The following is a 19,457-nucleotide window of genomic DNA, read 5'->3' on the forward strand; positions in this document are numbered from 1 at the left end:
GCATGCCATAAACGGCGCGAACGTAAGCCATGCCAAGCACGTTGAATTGCCCACGGCGCACGCCACGTTGACGAGCCGCCGCGCAAACAGCGACGACAAAGTCTCGCACTGCAATGCCGAGAGGAACAGCGAATTGCATCGGGCCAAGTAGCCCGCCCAGGGTTGACTGCGCAGCGCCCGGCGCCGCCAGTGGCGTGACAACGCGCCCGACAAAACTGCCAAATGCTGGCCCCAAGCGCATACCGATAGCAATCCAGGCGGCACGGCTTGGCCCGAAAGACAAGGTGCACGTCGAATTCGAAGTCGCGGTCTGCGAGCCGACTCGCCCCTCAACATAAAAGCCAGGTGGCACCGCAATCGTCACATTGAAGAAGCAGAAGTCGACGTCCAACACCACGCCCAGCGTTGCCCAATCATTGACTCGCAATGTGTGGCGTGGGCTCGCGAAGTCAAAAAGAGCTGATGCAAAGCCACGGCTGTCGGGTTGCGCGAGCAGCCGTGCCACGTCACCTGGCTGGATCGTCGGGCTATCCGTAAATCCCGTGGAGAACTGATCGGCCGTGGCGACAACATTCAGCTGTTGCGCAAAGCTCACTTTGAAGCGGACATAACCAATTTCACGAACGGGCGTCTCATACTGCAGTTCAGCGGCGACGGGCATACTCATTTCTCCTTTGGGTTGGGCTACCTGCGCAGTGGAGCCTTGGGAAAGCGGATTAGCATTTCAACCGCCGCAAAATCAGTATCACACCTTTGATTGAATACTAACCCACGTAGAAACCCTTGTGATTTTCGCAACATCGATATTCTTGGGCGAGCCAGCATCGAAACGCGCCTGGCGGTTTGGCCAACCGCGGTGGACCAGCTACGCCTGCTGTCGTCCAATCAACAGCAGCGGCAAACAAACCCAAGCCCTACAAACCCGGTCGCGCGCGGCCCACCTCAAATGACCCTGCCGACTGGTGAATTCGGGTGAGGCCTCGCCAAGGAGGCCCTCTTCGCCCGGGGTATAGGTGGTTTGCTGGCTGTTCAGGGGTACGATACTGGACTTGATGGGGTTGAAGTGCTTATCCGTGATTTTGCGGTTTGCCACGACCGATTTCTACGCCCTCTTTTTTGTTTCTGATGGGTGGCGGCAAAAGGTGTGGACTTCATCTTTACAGCTGTCGGCGCTGCTGCTGTGCGTGCCGATCAAAAAGTGGTGCTTGGTGTGCGCCCTGAGTATCTGAAAATTGGCGCCGGCGGAAAGATCAGGGCTCTTGTTTATTCCACGCTGCCATCTGGCATGGAAACGGTGGTCAAGCTGTTGCTGAAAGAGCACATGCTGACGTCGGTGGTGTTTGGCGCCATTGATTTTGCCGTTGACACGGAAATTGAGTTTGACTTCATTGAAGATCGCTGCATTCTTTTCGATGGCGACTCCATGGTCAATCTTCAACAAGGAAAAATCCGGGTCGATCAAAGCTAACCGCAATGGCCGAGTTTTGGTCAGAATTTAGGCTTTGATTTTGAGCGGACCGGCAGACTGCCTGTGTTTCAGCCTTGACGGTTTGCGGCAAATGGCCCGGAACCTCGCCTGCCAGCCACACCTTAAGCACACCACTCGGTCTCTGAGATATGCTCCCGATTAGATAGCTATCTACCTATAAAGTAAAAGCGCTTGATGCCATTTTGGCTAAGAAATTAGCACCGTTCAGCCGCGCGCGGACGCAGCCTCGATAATGGCGACCCCATGTCTGCACCTCTGAAAATCGAATTTCCCGAATCGCTGCCGGTCTCTGCCAAACGGCAAGAGATCATGGCGGCAATGGACCAGCACCAGGTCATCATCGTCTGTGGTGAAACCGGTTCGGGCAAAACGACCCAGTTGCCCAAAATCGCCCTCGCGATGGGGCGCGGCCTGTGCCACTATCCCAGGATCCTGTCCGATGGCCGACCCGCTCCGCGTGGCAAATTGATTGGCCACACGCAGCCACGGCGAATTGCTGCCAGCAGTGTGGCCAAACGGATTGCCGAAGAACTCCACACCACGCCGGGTGACGTGGTCGGTTTCAAGGTGCGCTTTCAGGACCGGCTGGGCCGCGATGCATCCGTCAAGCTGATGACCGACGGCATTTTGCTGGCCGAGACACAAACCGATCCGCTGTTGCAAGCCTACGACACCATCATCATCGACGAGGCGCATGAACGCAGCCTGAACATCGACTTTTTGCTTGGCTACCTGCGCCAGATCCTGCCGCGCCGCCCGGACCTCAAAGTGGTGGTGACCTCAGCCACCATTGACGCCCAGCGTTTTGCCGACCACTTCGCTTCAAAAAAGGGGCCAGCGCCCATCATCATGGTCTCCGGGCGCATGTTCCCGGTGGAGCAGCGTTACCGCCCGTTTGAAGAAGCGCGCGACTACGACCTGAACCACGCGATTGCCGATGCGGTGGACGAGCTTTGGCGTGACATCCATAACAGTGGCGATATTCTGGTTTTCTTACCGGGTGAGCGTGAAATCCGCGAGGCCGCCGATCACCTGCGCGGCCATCTGAGTCATCAGCCGGTGTTGCGGGGTACCGAGGTGTTGCCGCTGTTTGCCCGGCTGAGTCAGGCCGAGCAGGACCGTATTTTTGACGGCCACAGCGGTCGGCGTATTGTGCTGGCCACCAATGTGGCTGAAACCTCACTCACCGTACCCGGTATCCGATACGTCATTGACGCAGGCACCGCGCGCATGAAGCGCTACAGTTTCAGAAGCAAGGTGGAGCAACTGCTGGTTGAACCCATCAGCCAGAGCTCGGCCAACCAGCGCGCCGGGCGTTGTGGCCGGGTGGCCAACGGCATTTGCATCCGGCTGTATGACGAGAAAGACTTTGTCGGTCGCCCCAAGTTCACGGATCCTGAAATCCTGCGCTCGTCACTGGCCGGGGTGATTTTGCGCATGAAGTCGCTGCGCCTGGGCGTGGTGGAGGACTTCCCGTTTCTTGAAAAACCTTCCGGCCGTGCCATTGCCGACGGTTACCAGTTGCTCAATGAACTGGGCGCAGTCGACGATGCCAATGAACTGACTGCGATGGGCGCCGAATTGGCCAGGCTGCCGCTGGACCCCCGCGTGGGACGCATGATTCTGGAGGCGAGGTCGCGCCAGGCGCTGGATGAGGTGCTGGTGATTGCCTCAGCGCTGAGCGTTCAGGACGTGCGCGACCGCCCGATGGAAGCGCAACAACAGGCCGATCAGGCGCATGCCAAATTTGATGATGAGAAGAGCGAGTTCAGTGGCTACCTGAAGCTCTGGAAATGGCTCTCTGAGGCCAAAGGTGGGGAAGGGCAGCACAAACTCAGCAACCGCCAATACGAGCAACTGCTGCGGCAGAATTTTGTCAGCATCCGTCGGGTGCGCGAGTGGCGCGACATTTACAGCCAGCTGCACACGGTGGTGGCCGAGCACAAGTGGCGCATCAACACCACGCCTGCCAGCTATGAACAGTTGCACCTTGCCATGCTGGCTGGGCTGCTGGGCAACATCGGTTGCAAACTCGAAACCGAAGGCTCTGGCGGCGAATACCTTGGTGCGCGAAGCATCAAGTTTTATCCGCATCCGGGCGCGCACCTGGTCAAAAAGCCGGGACGCTGGATTGTGGCCGCGGAGCTGGTGGAAACCACGCGCCTGTTTGGCCGTGGCATCGCCGCCATAGAGCCGCAGTGGCTGGAACAGGTCGGCGCGCACCTGTTGAAAAAACAGCTGCTGGACCCGCACTGGGAAAAGAAGGTGGCCGAGGTGAACGCGCTGGAGCGCGCCACGCTGTACGGCATCGTCATCTACAGCGGCCGGCGCGTCAACTACAGCCGGGTGGATCTGGCGGGCGCGCGGGAGATTTTCATCCGTGAGGCGCTGGTAGGCGGCCAGTGGGAGACCAAGCTGCCTTTTCTGGCGGCCAATCACAAGCTGATCCAGCAGGTTGAAGACCTGGAACACAAGGCGCGCCGTCAGGATGTGCTGGTGGACGACGAGCTGATTTACGCTTTTTACGACCAGCAACTGCCCGCAGACGTCTGTAGCGGTTTCAGTTTTGAGGCCTGGTACCGCGATGCGGCCCGCATCAACCCCAAACTCTTGTTGTTGACGCGTGAGGAGCTGATGCGCCATGAGGCGGCGGGCATCACCACCCAGTCCTTCCCCAAAACCGTGCGACTGGGCGGGGTGGATTGTGTCGCCACCTACCTGCACGAGCCGGGTGATCCCAAGGATGGCTTGACAGTGACGGTACCGATTTTTGTATTGAATCAGGTCAATGAAGAGCGTTGTGAGTGGCTGGTGCCCGGCATGCTGAAGGACAAGATCCAGGCGCTGATCAAGACCCTGCACCAGCGCCCGCGCTCGCGCCTGGTGCCTCTGCCCGAGTCGGCCAGCAAGATGGCAGCCCAGCTCAACGAGCCTGCGCTGTTTGGCCATGGCTCATTGATTGAAGCCGTGCTGAAACTGGTGCGCCTGGCCACCGCTGTGGACGTGGTGCGTGCCGACATCAAGGTGGACATGCTGCAGCCCCATTTCTTCATGAACTTCCGGGTGGTGGATGATCATGGCCGCCAGCTGGGGCATGGTCGCAATCTGGGTGCATTGAAGGCCGAGCTAGGCGCGCAGGCGCGCGGCGCATTTCAGGCGCTGGCAGGGCTAAAAATGGCAAAAACGACGGCACATCCTTCCAGGGAGCTTAAGCAAAACAAGCTGCCAGTCCGTGAAGTACCTGCATCAGCAGCGACAGAAAAGATCATGCGTGACGTGACACCCCAGGTTCGCCCGGCGGGTATCCCACACACCAGCTGGACCTTTGGCGAGCTGCCCGAGCTGCTGGAGATACAAAAAGGCGGACAAACGTTGATCGGTTACCCGGCGCTGCTGGACATGGGTGACGCGGTCACGATCGAGGTATTTGATGAACCAGATGTGGCCGCCGCCAAACATCGTGCCGGCCTGCGCCGCCTGTTTTCGTTGCAGATCAAAGATGCGCTCAAGTACCTTGAAAAAAATATTCCCGACCTGCAGAAAATGGCGGTGACCTATATGCAGGTTGGCAAAAACCCGGATGGCAGCGGCACCGGCGGGACGTTGGAAGAATTGCGCGAGCAGATCATCAGCGTGGCGCTGGAGCGTGCCTTTTTGCTCGACCCGCTGCCGACCGATGAATTCGCGTTCAAAAAGCGCGTGGACGAGGGGCGAGGGCGGCTGACGCTCATCTGCACCGAAGTCGCCCGCCTGGCCGCGACGATTCTGAGCGAATACCATGTGGCCGCGCGCAAGATCAAGGACACCAAAAATGCCTCTGACGCCACGGCGGATGCTGCCCAGCAGCTATCACGATTGATATCGAAGAAGTTTCTCAGCGTAACCCCGTGGGGCAGTTTGCAGCACCTGGTGCGCTACCAGAGGGCCATTGCCGCACGGCTCGACAAATACCGAACCGACCCGGCACGCGACAGCGCGCGTTTGAAAGAGCTGCAACCAGTGGAACAGCGCTACTGGCGTCTGGTGGCTGAGCGCAAAGGCGTGGTCGATGAGAGGTTGCAAGAGTTCCGATGGCTGCTGGAAGAACTGCGCGTGAGCTTCTTCGCCCAGGAACTGCGCACCCCGCAGCCGGTGAGCATCAAGCGGCTGGACAAGGCATGGTCACAGTTGATGTGAGATGGGGCGCTGTGTTGGATGTTGTCAGGGTAGGAAAACCTCAGTGAGCCGACCCGCAGGCCACCAATCCGGTTTGGCCGGGCGGGGTGCTTCTTCGGACCGCACCGGTCGGGCACCAGGGTTGGGGACGCCGAGGCTCTCAGTCCAAGTGCCAGCGCGCGCTTGGGGTCCACAGGTTCACGCCACGATTTTGTCAGGTTGCTGAATTCATGGATGCGGACAATGTGGTCTCGGATGTGAAATGTTGAAAGACGTCTTATGACTCAAGTGCTGATTGCCGGCGGCGGTATTGGTGGACTGTCGGCTGCGCTGGCATGTGCTCGTGCCGGCGTGAGGGTGTCGTTGTTCGAACGTGCCGAGGCTTTTTCCGAGGTGGGTGCCGGCATTCAGCTCGGTCCCAATGCCATGCGGGTGTTGTATGGCTGGGACCTTCAACAGGCGCTGGATCAGATTGTGGCTTTTCCGCAGCGTTTGCAGGTGCGCAGCGCGTTGTCGGGGCGTGTGCTGGGCACATTGTCGCTGGGGGATGTCGTGCGCCAGCGCTACGGCGCGCCGTACGTCACCGTCCACCGCGCTGATTTGCACGGTTTGTTGGTGAAAACGCTGCAGGATCGTGGTCAAGCGCAGTTGCATCTTGGGGCAACCGTGCAGGGTGTGCAACAGAATGAGGACGGGGTGGTGCTGCGACTGACTGGCGAACCAGACATCGCGGGCGACCTGCTGGTAGCGGCAGATGGTGGATTTAGCGCCATCCGCCAACAGGTTCTGGCCGACGGTCTGCCGCAACCTACCGGTCACCTGGCTTACCGGGCCATGGTTCAGCAAAGCGACTTGCCGCTGGCGCTGCGGAGTCAACAGGTCACGGCCTGGTTGGGGCCGCGCCTGCATGTGGTGCAGTATCCGGTGCGGGGTGGCGAATGGCTCAATGTGGTGGCCATTGTGCATGGCAAGGCGCAGGGGGATATGTCGTGCTGGGACCATAGCGCGAACGCACAGGACTTGCAGCGCGCCATGAACGCCACGTTTACCGATCTGTCCGACCTGATCAAGGCCATTGGCCATTGGCGACTGTGGCCCTTGAGCATTCGGCCACCCATGGCGGGTGCTCACCAGCTGGCAAAGGGCAGGGTGGCTCTGTTGGGGGATGCAGCCCATCCGATGGTGCCGTATCTGGCGCAGGGTGCTGCCATGGCGATCGAGGACGCCGCCTGCCTGGCGCAGCTGCTGTCGACTGGGCCCAAAGAGAATCTGACGTTGCCTCAGGTGTTGCAAGTTTACGCGACGCAACGCTGGCCGCGCAACGCACAGGTGCAGGCGCGGGCCATTCGCAACGGAGACATTTTTCATGCCACCGGTGTGCTGCGCTTTGGCCGCGATGCGGCGATGCGTTTGCTGGGTGCCCGCTTGCTGGATCAGCCCTGGCTGTATGCCGGGGGGCCAGTCGCAGTTTGACGGATTGAGCTGCCTCTGGCGTTGGCTTGTGCGATTTGGTCCGGATGGCCGGGTTGACGCGATTTCCGGCTAAAGTGCGAGCTTTACTGTCGCCCGATCGCCATTGGGTTGGTTTACAATAAGAATTATTCTCATCTAAACGGCATGTATGTCTTCTCCCATTCGGGCCCGTTCAAGCGCCGGCCAACCCATCGGACTACACCAGCTGGCGTGTCACATTCAGGCCGAGGTGGTTGGCATGAACAGCTGTGAAGACGATCAGGACCGGCAAGTTGCCTTGCGCTTGCTGGAAATCGGCTTCTTGCCGGGTGAATCGGTGCGGGTGATCGGACATGGAGTTCCTGGCCATGATCCGTTGGCGGTACGCATTGGCCATTCGACCTTCGCCTTGCGCCGGCACGAGGCTGCGCTGGTGCAGGTATGCCCGCTAGGCGACTGCGCAGGTGTCAAGGCGTGACATGAAGTCTTCCTCTGCGGACGCGCCACTTCGGGTGACCTTGCTGGGCAACCCAAACTGCGGCAAGACCGCATTATTCAATTTGCTGACCGGAAGCCATCAGAAAGTGGCTAACTATGCCGGAGTGACAGTCGAGCGCAAGGAGGGGCAACTTCACACTGCCTCAGGACGCCGAGTCACCGTGCTGGATTTGCCCGGTGCCTATAGTCTCAATGCGATGAGCGCCGACGAGCAGATCACCCGTGACGTGGTCACCGGGCAAGGGGCGCGTGAGCCCCAGCCAGACTTGATCGTGTGTGTGGTGGATGCGACTAACCTGCGGCTGAACTTGCGCCTTGTGCTGGAGGCACGCGCCTTGCGACTGCCCATGGTGCTGGCACTCAATATGTGTGATTCGGCCTGGCGTGAGGGCATTCTGGTGGATCGCAAGGCCTTGTCACGTGAATTGGCAATGCCGGTCATCGAGACGGTGGGTATCCGCCATGATGGCGCACATGATCTTTTGGCTTACCTGGATCAGGTGACACCGCAAGTTCTGGCTGCGCCTGCCAGTGCCTGGCACGGCTCGAGCGTGGCTGAGGTCATGGTGACACAGCAGGAGGTCAGGCGCATCATCGCGCTGACGGTGCAAGAGCCGCGCGACAGTTTGCATACGGACGATGCCATTGATGCAGTGGCGCTGCACCCCCTGTGGGGCATGATGCTGTTGTGCCTGACGCTGTTTCTGATGTTTCAGGCGGTGTTCAGTTGGGCCGTGTGGCCAATGGACGGCATCAAAGCATTGATTGAATGGCTTGGAGGGTTGCTGGGTACCCATCTGGCAGAGGGTCCACTTAAAAGCCTGCTGGTTGACGGTGTCTTGGCCGGGGCCGGTGGTGTGCTGGTGTTCCTGCCGCAAATTCTGATTCTGTTTTTTTTCATTCTGGTGCTGGAGGACTCTGGCTATCTGCCGCGCGCCGCGTTCTTGCTCGACCGGGTGATGGGTACCGTCGGTTTGTCTGGCCGGTCGTTCATCCCTTTGTTATCGAGCTTTGCCTGTGCAGTGCCCGGGATCATGGCGACACGAACCATCACCCATTGGCGGGACCGACTGATCACGATCTTGATTGCTCCGCTGATGACCTGCTCAGCTCGTCTGCCGGTTTATGCCTTGCTAATTGGCGCATTCATTCCGCAACGCAGTGTGTTGGGCGTCTTCAATCTGCAGGGATTGGTGATGTTCGCCTTGTACATGGGGGGGATTCTGTCGGCAATGGCGGTGGCCGGTGTGGCCATGAGCTGGCGCAACCTGGCACGCCCGACACCCCTGGTGATGGAATTGCCTTCTTACCGTTTGCCAAGCCTTCGCAGCTTGGCGCACGGGCTTTATGAACGGGCCGCCATCTTCATTCGGCGGGTCGGGGGCATCATTCTGGCGTTGATGGTGCTGTTGTGGTTCTTGTCCAGTTATCCAGCGCCGCCTGATGGGGCCACTAGTGCGGCCATCCAATATAGTTTTGCCGGACGTTTGGGGCACGCGCTGGAATGGCTGGTTTCGCCAATCGGTTTCAATTGGCAGATTGCCATTGCGTTGGTTCCGGGCATGGCGGCAAGAGAAGTCGCGGTGGGTGCACTAGGCACCGTGTATGCGCTGGCGGCCACCGGTGAAGATGTGGCAACGCAACTGGTTCCACTGATCAGTCACAGTTGGTCACTGGCAACCGCGTTGTCCTTGCTGGTTTGGTATGTGTTTGCGCCACAGTGCATTTCAACCCTGGTGGCGGTCAAACGCGAAACCAACGGCTGGCGCTACCCCTTGTTGATGGCGTCGTATCTATTTGGTCTCGCCTATCTGGCCAGTTTTGTGACTTACCGGGTAACTCTGGCGTTCAGTGGCGGATGAGATGAAGGAGAACTGGCAAACCTGGCTGGTGCTGTTGATCGTTGTTGTGGCGGTGCTTTACAGCGTGTGGTACGTATTACCCAGGCACTATCGACAGCGCTTGGGCTGGCTTCACCGCCGTCTGGCATTGCCACCGGCTTGTCATGCCTGTGATCAATGTGGCAAATGTGATGATGCCGCTCTGAAAAAAACGCCTGAGTCGACTTCGGGTGGCGAACACCCCATCCATTTCTGGCGAAAACCCTGAGTTTTCTTTTGGTCCGATGTGTTCAGCGGTTGCTGCGAATCGGTGAGTCCTTGCTAATACCCCACTGCGGACTGGAATCCTCGACCTTCGGGTCATAAGTGCTGTACTTGGCGGAGTAATACAGCCCCAAGCCCACCAGCACGATGATGACCAGCGCCCCTGCTGCGAGTTTGAGCGCGGTAAGCCACAGTTTGGGTGATTTTTTGTCGTCCATCCGAGGGCCTTTGAGTCAAAAAATTCAGGCGATTTTCCCCAACATCAGATACTCCATCAAGGCCTTTTGCACGTGCATGCGGTTTTCTGCTTCGTCCCAGACCACACTTTGGGGGCCGTCGATGACGTTGGCGTCCACCTCTTCGCCGCGGTGCGCCGGCAGGCAGTGCATGAACAAAGCTTCGGGCTGGGCGACCGCCATCATGTCGGTATTGACACGCCAGGCAGCAAATGCCTGTTTGCGGACCTCGTTCTCGGCCTCAAAACCCATGCTGGTCCAGACATCGGTGGTGACCAAATCAGCACCACGGCAGGCATCCAGCGGATTGCTAAAAGTTTCATAGCTTCCAACGCTTATTCCATTTGGGCCAGAGGCTATTTTCTCATCCACTTCGTAGCCACTCGGAGTACTGAAGTTCACTTTAAAACCCAACAGTGACGCCGCCTGCAGCCAGGTGTTGGCCATATTGTTGCCATCGCCTACCCAGGCCACTGTTTTGCCCTGGATCGGACCACGGTGCTCGATGTAGGTGAAGATGTCGGCCAAAATCTGGCACGGATGAAATTCGTTGGTCAGGCCATTGATCACCGGTACCCGTGAGTACTCGGCAAAGCGCTCGATCTTGGTTTGCTCAAAGGTGCGGATCATCACCAGATCGGCCATGCGACTGATGACGCGGGCGCTGTCTTCAATGGGCTCTGCTCTGCCCAACTGGCTGTCGCCGGTGGTCAGGTGCACCACACTGCCGCCCAACTGGTACATGCCAGCCTCAAAACTTACCCGCGTTCGGGTGGAGGCCTTTTCGAAAATCATGGCCAAGGTCCGATCTACCAGCGGCTGATGGCGGGTGAAGGTCTTGAACTTGGCCTTAATGAAGGCGGCACGCGCCAGCAAGTAGCTGTACTCGTCCGCGTTGAGGTCAGAAAACTGCAGGTAATGCCGCACCGGGGGTGCACCTTTTGGAATGGTGCTGGGGATACCAAATTCAACTGGATTCACGTTGTTTCCTTTAACAGGGCTGAGATCATCGGGCACAACACAGCGACGATCTCGTCGGCTTCGGCACGCGTCAGGATCAACGGTGGCACCAGTCGTACCACAGTGTCGGCCGTAACGCTGATGAGCAAACCCGCATCCGCCGCACGCTGGGTGAGGGCGCCACAAGGTTTGGCCAGGTCAATGCCAAGCATCAAACCCTGACCACGTATCTCCTTGACGCTGCCGTCTGCCAATTCGGTCGCCAGCGCGGCACTCAGACCTGCTTTCAGGTGCACACCCACGTCGGCGGCGTTGGCCAGTAAATCGTCTGTCTCCATGATGCGGATGGTTTCGACGCCCGCGCGCATGGCCAGCGGGTTGCCACCAAAGGTGGTGCCGTGGTTGCCAGGCTTGAAAATATGGGCGGCTTTTGGCCCGGCCACGACGGCCCCCACCGGCACACCTGAGCCCAGCCCCTTGGCCAGCGGCATCACGTCGGGGACGATGCCTGCCCACTGATGGGCAAACCATTTGCCGGTGCGGCCCATGCCACATTGCACCTCGTCAATCATCATCAGCCAGTTGCGTTCATTGCAGAGTGCGCGCAACTCACGAAGATAGTCCAGGTGCATCGGATGGATGCCGCCCTCACCCTGAATGGCTTCAAAAAATACGGCTACCACGTTCGGGTTGCCGTCGGTCGCGGTGATGAGCGACGCCATATCGTTGATCGGAACACGGATGAAGCCCTCGACCAGTGGCTCAAACCCGGCCTGAATTTTGGGGTTACCGGTGGCACTCAGTGTGGCGATGCTCCGGCCATGAAAGGCTTTCTCGTAGACCACAATTTCAGGTCGGTCAATGCCCTTGTCGTGGCCGAATTTGCGCGCTAGTTTCAGTGCGGCTTCGTTGGCCTCCAGCCCGGTTGAGCAGAAAAAAACCTTGCTCATGCCAGAGAGTTCGACCAGCTTTTTGGCGAGCACCTCCTGATGGGGCACATGGTAGTAGTTGCAACTGTGGATGATCTTGGTCAGCTGGTCCTGCAAGGCAGGTACCAATCTCGGGTGGTTGTGTCCCAGCGTATTGACGGCGATCCCTGCCAGCGCATCCAGGTATTGCTTGCCATTGACGTCCCAGACGCGACAACCCTGACCGTGTGACAACGCGATGGGCAGACGCCCGTAGGTGTCCATGACGTGGGGCGAAGCGGCTTCAATGAAGGGACTGTCTGGTGGCATGTCAACACTCTGGTTAAAAAAGCAAAGCGGCCCAACGCGAGCATGCAGGTTGAGCCGAAGTGCTTGTATTTTAGACTGCTGCGCTGCGGTCAAGTCCGCGCAGGCTTAGTCTGACATCTAAGTCTTGTATAAGACATAAGATTGCGCTACACTCATGACGCGTTGCAACATCGCGCCAGCGCCTATTGACGGACCTCTACAAGATGGTTTCACACTCTGCAAAAAAAGTCTACATTCTGGGCCTTACCCAACAGGGGCGTGCCTTTCGGCCCAGCGATTGGGCAGAGCGACTGGCCGGTGTGATGAGTCAGTTTCGTCCGGGTCGACATCGACCCGGTAGCCACATTGCCTATTCACCTTGGTGCATTCCGTCGAGTGTGCATGGCGTCAAATGTGTCATCGTTGACGAAAAACTCAAAGGTCACGAGGTGATGGCCTGGGATTTTTGCATGAACTTTGCCAAGGACAACGAACTACAGGTGTCGCACGGAATGCCCCCAAAGCCCTGAGTTCAGGGCATTCACCCAAGAAAAAAGCCGTTCAACTGAACGGCTTTTTTCTTTGCTGACAGCGCACCCGTTACAAACGGCGAAATCCAGATCCCTCAGGATTTCGTGCGGTTTGCCTGAAAATCAGGCAGCGACGGCCAAGGCTTTTACCTTGGTAGACAGGCGGCTCTTGTCGCGCGCAGCCTTGTTTTTGTGGAAGATGCCCTTGTCAGCGACGGTGTCAACCACCGCCTGCATCTTGCCAAAGAGTTCGGTGGCTTTGGCTTTGTCGCCAGCCAGAACGGCTTTCTCAACGCTCTTGACGGCGGTGCGGTATTGCGAGCGCAGCGATGTATTCGCGGCATTGATTTTGATGTCCTGGCGGACGCGTTTCCGTCCCGACGCCAGGCGCGGGTTCTTTTTCTTGGGTTTTCCAGATGCCATGATAAATAGTCCTTAAAGTCTGTGGATGTTGTCAGCAAAGCCCATGATTCTAGCAGTTACAGACTTGTCTAAGCGCGATGACGGTACGACGCAGCTACACTTTGCGACGTGAGTCTCTTCAAATCTGCCTCCACCATCTCTTTGCTGACCCTGTTGTCGCGTATCACCGGGCTGATACGTGACTTGCTGATGGCGTCGACGTTTGGTGTCAGTGTTATGACCGATGCATTCTGGGTGGCGTTCCGCATTCCCAATATGTTGCGCCGGATGTTTGCCGAGGGTGCCTTCAGCCAGGCCTTTGTGCCAGTGCTGGCCGCCTGCAAAGAGAAGGAAGGTGACGCCGCCACACACGTCTTGATTGACGCGGTGGCCACGCTGTTGACGGCTGTTTTGCTGTTGGTTGGGTTGGTGGGTGTCGTGGGCGCACCGATTCTGGTGTACCTGATGGCCAGCGGGTTGCCGCCGCAGGGATTTGAAGCCGCTGTCATCATGACCCGCTGGATGTTCCCCTACATTGTCTGTATGTCGCTGGTGGCATTGGGGGCGGGGGTGTTGAATACCTGGCGAAGCTATGCCGTGCCGGCGGCCACACCGGTGCTGCTTAACCTGGCCATGATCACGGCCGCTTGGCTGGGTGCCCCCTGGTTTGCTCGCCTAGGTATTGAGCCGATCTATGCCATGGCCGGTGGGGTAATGTTGGGTGGCATCCTCCAGTTGGGGGCCGTCGCCTGGGCGCTCAAGCGCCTGGGTCTGTTGCCACGGGTGCGTCTTGGCCTGGGGCCGGCCCGCGCCGCGTGGTCGCTCGAGCCGACAAAGAGGATAGCAAGTTTGATGTTGCCGGCGCTTCTGGGTGTCAGCGTTTCGCAAATTTCCTTGTTGATCAATACCCAGATTGCTTCACATTTGGCCATCGGATCGGTCAGCTGGCTCAACAGCGCCAGTCTGCTGATGGAATTTCCCACCGCGATGATCGGGGTGGCTTTGGGTGTTGTGCTGATGCCGCAGCTGGCGGCGGCCAAGGCGGCCAACGATAGCGTCCGGTTTTCCAACATGATCGATTGGGGGCTGCGGCTGGTGGTATTGCTGGCCGTGCCAGCCTCTGTGGCCTTGTTGACCTTTGCCTTGCCGCTGGTGTCGGTACTTTTTCACAATGGCGCCATCACGGCGCGAGATGTGACGCAGACCACTGCGGCGCTGGTGGGGTACGGGGTTGGACTGCTGGGCTTGGTCGCGATCAAGGTGTTGGCACCGGGTTACTTTGCCAGCCAGGACATCAAAACCCCCGCACTGATTGGAATTGCCGTGTTGCTGGCCACGCAGGGACTCAACCTTGTGTTTGTGCCACTTTTGTCACATGCCGGGTTGGCCTTGGCCATTGGCGTGGGTGCACTCATCAATGCTCTTTGGTTATTGTTTGGCTTGATGCGCCGGCGTACGTTTGTCCCAGCGCCTGGCTGGGGCGTCTTTTTGCTGCAGGTACTGGCGGCCTCCGCCTTGATGGCGCTGTTCCTGATGTGGGCCAATGGCCACTTTGCCTGGATCGAGTTGCGGGCCGAGCGTTTCAAGAGAGTTTGGCTTCTGGCGCTTATTTTGATTGGATCTGTTGCTATATATTTTGTTTCAATCTGGGCGGCCGGCCTGAAACTGCACCAACTTGTTCGGCGTTAGACATAATGCCGATCATGAATCTCTCGCTCAACGTCCCAACACCACTGGAGTACTTCTCGTCGCTTGTTCATAGCGATGCTGACTTTGCGCTGCTGGAGGCCGCTGTCAGTTTGGGTCAGGACGAGTACCCCGAGATGAGTGTGCAACTGGTTTTGGGTGAAGTGGACCAATTGCTGGCGCGTCTGAAACGTCGCCTGCCGGCGGATGCCGGTGCCCTGCACAGGCTGCGTGTCCTGAATCAGTTTGTCTATCGCGATCTGAACTTTGCGGGCAACTTCAACCATTTCAGTGATCCAGACAACAGTTATATTCATATCGTCTTGCGCAGACGCCTGGCAATCCCTATTTCCATGGCGGTGATCTGGCTGGAACTGGCCCAGGGTTTGGGTCTGAATGCGCGTGGAGTTTCTTTTCCAGGCTATTTTTTGGTCAAAGTGAATCTGAAGGAAGGTCAGGTCATCATCGATCCGCTGACAGGCCAGTCTTTGGGGCGGGAGGACCTTGCCGAGCGGCTCGAGCCCTACCGTCAGGCCGACGGCTGGTTGGAGGCGCGGGATGTGCCATTGGGTTTGTATCTCCAGGCTGCGTCGCCACGCGAGATCATTGCACGCATGTTGCGTAACCTGAAGGAGATTCATGCGGCACAGGAAGATTGGTCGCGTTTGATTGCAGTGCAGGACCGGCTGGTGGTGCTGTTGCCACAAATGTGGTCCGAGTACCGAGATCGTGGCTTGGCCCACGCAGAGGCAGGGCGCGCCGGGCACGCGCTGGAAGATCTCGAAACTTATCTTGCCAATACGGGTGAAACCGCCGACCGGACCGCATTGTCAGCCCGGGTGGCGCAATTGCGTCGGGCCCTGCATTGAGCCTGTCAATACCGTTGGGCGGGTTTGCAACGAGGCAATTGCTTTGGCTGCTTGAAGCGGCACCCTGATCAGCTGGCCGTTTTGCTGGCTTGAACCATCTTCATGGCCGAAGAGATGAGTGCCGATACTTCGGTCATATTGCTCGGTACGATCAGTGTGGTGCTGGCATCCGCGGCCACGCGGCCATAGGCGTCCATGGCGCGCTCGGCCACCTTCAATTGCACGGCCTGCTCCCCCCCCGGTTGGCGTATCGCGGCTGCCACCCGCTCAATCGCCTGGGCATTGGCTTCAGCCACCGCCAGAATCGAAGCCGCCTCACCTTGTGCGTTGTTGATCGCCGCCTGCTTTTCACCCTCCGAGCGGGCAATGAAGGCTTCACGCTCACCGGTGGCAATGTTGATTTGCTCTTGCCTGCGCCCTTCGGATGCGGCAATCAGCGCCCGTTTTTCGCGCTCGGCGGTGATTTGCTGTTGCATGGCATGCAAAATTTCTTTGGGTGGCGTCAAGTCCTTGATCTCGTAGCGCAGCACCTTCACGCCCCAATTCAGTGCGGCTTCATCTATGGCTTGCACCACCTGCGCGTTGATGATGTCACGCTCCTCAAAGGTCTTGTCGAGTTCCAGCTTGCCGATCACTGAGCGCAACGTGGTTTGTGCCAATTGGGAAATCGCCGTGATGTAGTTGCTGGACCCATAGCTGGCCCGCATCGCGTCGGTCACCTGAAAATAAAGAATGCCGTCGACCTGTAGCTGGGTATTGTCGCGGGTGATGCAAACCTGGCTCGGGATGTCGAGCGGAATCTCCTTGAGCAGGTGCTTGTAGGCCACCTTGTCGACAAAAGGCATCAAAAAGTTCAACCCAGGGGTGAGGGTGCCGTTGTATTTTCCCAAGCGCTCCACCACCCAGGCATGTTGCTGCGGCACCACCTTGACGGCGCGAGTGACAAAAATCACCGCAATCACAAAAAGAACCAGTGCAATTTCCATGTTTTTCTCCAGGGGTTACGAGGTGGTGTGTTGCTTGAGGATCAGGCGACTACCAATGACCTCAGCCACGATGAAGCTGCCGGTGGCCGCCACTTCACCGGCGGCCAGTTCGGCGTCCCACTGAGCACCGCGGTACTTGACGCTACAGGTACCATCCTTGCGCCAGGCAGTCACATGCACGGCAGCGCCAACGTCCATATTGACATCGTGGTTGGCCGAGGCAGGGGCGGGGCCGGGGCGACTGCGTTTGATGCGCCACCACACCAACACAGAGCTGCCTCCCACGACCGCGGCCACGACCCACTGCCAGCTTGCGGTCAGTCCCAAATGCGCCGAGATCGCCGCAGCCACCAGCCCGGTTGAGAGCATCAGCAGGTAAAAGGTGCCAGTGACAAGCTCCACGGCGATCAGCGCACCAGCAGCCAGCCACCAAAGGGTCGAATCTCCCATGTCAAAAATTCCTTAACACTCGATGCGTTGTATTTTCAGACCAATCCGAGTCGTATGGCGCAACTATGCTCCTTTAGTCCTTACACTTCGCGCCAATTTTCCAGATTTAACCAGCACTGTTGGAGCTGTTTATGAAATTTCGCTTTCCCATCATCATTATTGACGAAGATTTCCGCTCCGAAAATGCCTCCGGTCTGAGCATCCGTGCACTGGCACAGGCCATTGAGTCCGAGGGTTTTGAAGTATTGGGCGTCACCAGTTATGGTGATTTGAGCCAGTTTGCCCAGCAGCAGAGCCGTGCCAGTGCTTTCATTTTGTCGATTGACGATGAAGAGTTCACACCTGGCCCTGATCTGGATCCGGCGGTGCTGAACCTGCGCCACTTTATTGAAGAAGTGCGGCGCAAGAACCTGGACGTGCCGATTTATGTCTATGGTGAGACCAAAACCTCACGTCACCTGCCCAACGACATCCTGCGTGAGTTGCATGGTTTTATCCATATGTTTGAGGACACGCCCGAGTTTGTCTCGCGCCACATCATTCGTGAAGCCAAGAGTTACCTCGAAGGTGTGCAGCCCCCGTTCTTCAAGGCACTGTTGGACTATGCAGAGGATGGCTCGTACTCCTGGCACTGCCCGGGACACTCAGGGGGGGTGGCCTTCCTGAAAAGTCCGGTGGGGCAGATGTACCACCAGTTTTACGGCGAAAACATGCTGCGGGCCGACGTCTGCAATGCCGTGGAGGAGTTGGGCCAGTTGCTCGACCACGACGGCGCGATTGGCAAGAGTGAGCGCAACGCGGCGCGCATCTTCAACGCCGACCATTGCTTTTTTGTCACCAACGGCACCTCCACCAGCAACAAGATGGTCTGGCACCACACGGTGGCACCCAACGACGTGGTGGTGGTGGATCGCAACTGCCACAAGTCCATCCTGCACGCCATCATCATGACCGGCGCAATTCCGGTGTTCTTGAAGCCCACGCGCAACCACTTTGGCATCATTGGCCCGATTCCCAAGCACGAGTTTGAGCCTGCCGCCATCAAGGCCAAAATTGCCAATAACCCGCTGGTCAAGACGCATCTGCCAAACGTCGATGTGGCGCAAATCAAGCCCCGGGTGATGACGCTGACCCAGTCCACCTACGACGGCGTGCTCTACAACACGCAAACCATCAAGACCATGCTTGATGGTTATGTGGACAACCTGCATTTTGACGAGGCCTGGCTGCCTCACGCTGCCTTTCACCCGTTTTATGGCACCTACCACGCCATGGGCAAGCACCGGGTGCGCCCCAAAGAGGCGGTGGTGTACAGCACCCAGTCCATCCACAAACTACTCGCCGGTATCAGCCAGGCCAGCCATGTGCTGGTGCAGGACTCGCAAACCGTCAAGCTGGACAAGCACTTGTTCAACGAGGCGTACCTGATGCACACCAGCACCAGCCCGCAGTACAGCATCATTGCCAGCTGTGATGTGGCGGCAGCGATGATGGAGCCCCCTGGGGGCACCGCGCTGGTCGAAGAAAGCATCGCCGAAGCGCTGGACTTTCGCCGCGCCATGCGCAAGGTGGACGACGAATACGGCGCCGACTGGTGGTTCAAGGTTTGGGGCCCCGACAGCCTGGCCGAAGAGGGCATTGGCCGCGCCAACGACTGGATCCTGCGTGGCGAGTCGCGTAGCAACAAGGGTGGTGGTAACTGGCACGGCTTTGGCAAGATGGCCACCGGCTTCAACATGCTCGACCCCATCAAGTCGACCATCGTCACGCCGGGGCTGGATCTGAACGGCAAGTTTGCCAAGACCGGCATTCCGGCCTCGGTGGTCACCAAGTTTTTGGCTGAGCACGGCGTGGTGGTCGAAAAAACCGGCCTTTACAGCTTTTTCATCATGTTCACCATCGGCATCACCAAGGGCCGCTGGAACACCATGCTCACCGCCTTGCAACAGTTCAAGGACGACTACGACAAAAACCAGCCGATGTGGCGGGTGTTGCCCGAGTTTTGCCAGAAGTATCCGCGCTACGAAAACATGGGCCTGGCCGACCTGTGCCAGCATGTGCACCAACTCTACGCCAAGTATGACATTGCGCGCCTGACCACTGAAATGTATTTAAGTGACCTGTCGCCCGCCATGAAGCCCAGTGATGCTTATGCTCACATCGCCCTCAGGAAAACCGAACGCGTCGAAATAGACCATCTCGAAGGTCGCGTTACTGTGGGTTTGGTTACGCCTTACCCGCCAGGTATACCGTTGCTGATTCCTGGCGAGGTATTCAACCGGAAAATTGTGGATTACCTGAAGTTTTCACGAGAGTTCAACGCACAGTGCCCTGGCTTTGAAACCGATATCCATGGTCTGGTTGAAGAAGTTTCAGTGGATGGCAAGGTGCGTTACTTTGCCGATTGTGTCAAGCCGTGAAG

At 58.1% G+C, this 19,457-nt stretch carries 17 protein-coding genes; 10 read left to right on the forward strand and 7 right to left on the reverse strand.

The features are described 5' to 3' along the window. On the reverse strand, positions 1–661 hold a 661-nt coding region (locus tag KBF66_RS02590), incomplete at its 3' end, for a hypothetical protein (protein WP_296651764.1). Positions 662–1,144: 483 nt separating this feature from the next. Between KBF66_RS02590 and KBF66_RS02595 the strand changes: the two genes are divergently transcribed. The 6 genes from KBF66_RS02595 (at position 1,145) to KBF66_RS02620 (ending at position 9,703) form a co-directional block, all read left to right on the forward strand. After that, complete coding sequence (locus KBF66_RS02595) at positions 1,145–1,468, forward strand: hypothetical protein (protein ID WP_296651767.1); 324 nt, start codon at positions 1,145–1,147, stop codon at positions 1,466–1,468. A 264-nt stretch (positions 1,469–1,732) separates the two neighbouring features. Beyond that, positions 1,733–5,665, forward strand: coding sequence for an ATP-dependent RNA helicase HrpA (gene hrpA, locus KBF66_RS02600; protein ID WP_296651770.1), 3,933 nt, complete (start codon positions 1,733–1,735; stop codon positions 5,663–5,665). Positions 5,666–5,923: 258 nt separating this feature from the next. Then, complete coding sequence (locus tag KBF66_RS02605; RefSeq protein ID WP_296651773.1) at positions 5,924–7,117, forward strand: FAD-dependent monooxygenase; 1,194 nt, start codon at positions 5,924–5,926, stop codon at positions 7,115–7,117. 148 nt (positions 7,118–7,265) lie between these two features. Next, positions 7,266–7,574 carry a FeoA family protein gene (locus tag KBF66_RS02610; protein ID WP_296651776.1) on the forward strand — a complete coding sequence of 103 codons (309 nt, stop codon included), beginning with the start codon at positions 7,266–7,268 and terminating at the stop codon, positions 7,572–7,574. Position 7,575: 1 nt separating this feature from the next. Next, positions 7,576–9,456 (forward strand): ferrous iron transporter B, encoded by a 1,881-nt coding sequence (locus KBF66_RS02615; RefSeq protein WP_296651779.1) that lies wholly within the window; start codon positions 7,576–7,578, stop codon positions 9,454–9,456. A 1-nt stretch (position 9,457) separates the two neighbouring features. After that, on the forward strand, positions 9,458–9,703 hold the full coding sequence (locus tag KBF66_RS02620) for a hypothetical protein (protein ID WP_296651782.1): 246 nt from the start codon (positions 9,458–9,460) through the stop codon (positions 9,701–9,703). A 22-nt stretch (positions 9,704–9,725) separates the two neighbouring features. Here KBF66_RS02620 and KBF66_RS02625 read toward each other — a convergent pair whose 3' ends face one another. The 3 genes from KBF66_RS02625 to KBF66_RS02635 are packed head-to-tail and all read right to left on the reverse strand — an operon-like array spanning position 9,726 to position 12,133. Further along, the gene (locus tag KBF66_RS02625) at positions 9,726–9,917 is read right to left on the reverse strand and encodes a hypothetical protein (RefSeq protein WP_296651785.1); all 192 of its coding nucleotides are present in this window, start codon (positions 9,915–9,917) and stop codon (positions 9,726–9,728) included. Positions 9,918–9,941: 24 nt separating this feature from the next. Continuing rightward, positions 9,942–10,862, reverse strand: a complete 921-nt coding sequence (gene argF / locus KBF66_RS02630) for an ornithine carbamoyltransferase (protein ID WP_296651950.1) — start codon at positions 10,860–10,862, stop codon at positions 9,942–9,944. Between the two features lie 50 nt (positions 10,863–10,912). Beyond that, positions 10,913–12,133, reverse strand: a complete 1,221-nt coding sequence (locus KBF66_RS02635; RefSeq protein ID WP_296651789.1) for an aspartate aminotransferase family protein — start codon at positions 12,131–12,133, stop codon at positions 10,913–10,915. Positions 12,134–12,336: 203 nt separating this feature from the next. On the opposite strand from KBF66_RS02635, the gene KBF66_RS02640 reads away from it, so the two are divergent. Then, positions 12,337–12,642, forward strand: coding sequence for a DUF3579 domain-containing protein (locus KBF66_RS02640; RefSeq protein WP_296651792.1), 306 nt, complete (start codon positions 12,337–12,339; stop codon positions 12,640–12,642). Positions 12,643–12,765: 123 nt separating this feature from the next. Here KBF66_RS02640 and rpsT read toward each other — a convergent pair whose 3' ends face one another. Then, positions 12,766–13,065, reverse strand: a complete 300-nt coding sequence (gene rpsT, locus KBF66_RS02645; protein WP_296651795.1) for a 30S ribosomal protein S20 — start codon at positions 13,063–13,065, stop codon at positions 12,766–12,768. A gap of 108 nt (positions 13,066–13,173) precedes the next feature. On the opposite strand from rpsT, the gene murJ reads away from it, so the two are divergent. Further along, positions 13,174–14,733, forward strand: a complete 1,560-nt coding sequence (gene murJ / locus KBF66_RS02650; RefSeq protein WP_296651797.1) for a murein biosynthesis integral membrane protein MurJ — start codon at positions 13,174–13,176, stop codon at positions 14,731–14,733. Between the two features lie 14 nt (positions 14,734–14,747). After that, positions 14,748–15,599 carry a transglutaminase-like domain-containing protein gene (locus KBF66_RS02655; protein WP_296651799.1) on the forward strand — a complete coding sequence of 284 codons (852 nt, stop codon included), beginning with the start codon at positions 14,748–14,750 and terminating at the stop codon, positions 15,597–15,599. A 68-nt stretch (positions 15,600–15,667) separates the two neighbouring features. On the opposite strand, the gene KBF66_RS02660 is transcribed toward KBF66_RS02655, so the two are convergent. Further along, positions 15,668–16,585, reverse strand: a complete 918-nt coding sequence (locus tag KBF66_RS02660; protein WP_296651801.1) for a stomatin-like protein — start codon at positions 16,583–16,585, stop codon at positions 15,668–15,670. 15 nt (positions 16,586–16,600) lie between these two features. Then, positions 16,601–17,035, reverse strand: a complete 435-nt coding sequence (locus KBF66_RS02665) for an NfeD family protein (RefSeq protein ID WP_296651803.1) — start codon at positions 17,033–17,035, stop codon at positions 16,601–16,603. Between the two features lie 131 nt (positions 17,036–17,166). Between KBF66_RS02665 and KBF66_RS02670 the strand changes: the two genes are divergently transcribed. Beyond that, complete coding sequence (locus KBF66_RS02670) at positions 17,167–19,455, forward strand: arginine/lysine/ornithine decarboxylase (RefSeq protein ID WP_296651805.1); 2,289 nt, start codon at positions 17,167–17,169, stop codon at positions 19,453–19,455. Positions 19,456–19,457: the final 2 nt, after the last annotated feature.

This window comes from Rhodoferax sp., from assembly GCF_018063565.1.
Taxonomy (GTDB): domain Bacteria; phylum Pseudomonadota; class Gammaproteobacteria; order Burkholderiales; family Burkholderiaceae_C; genus Rhodoferax.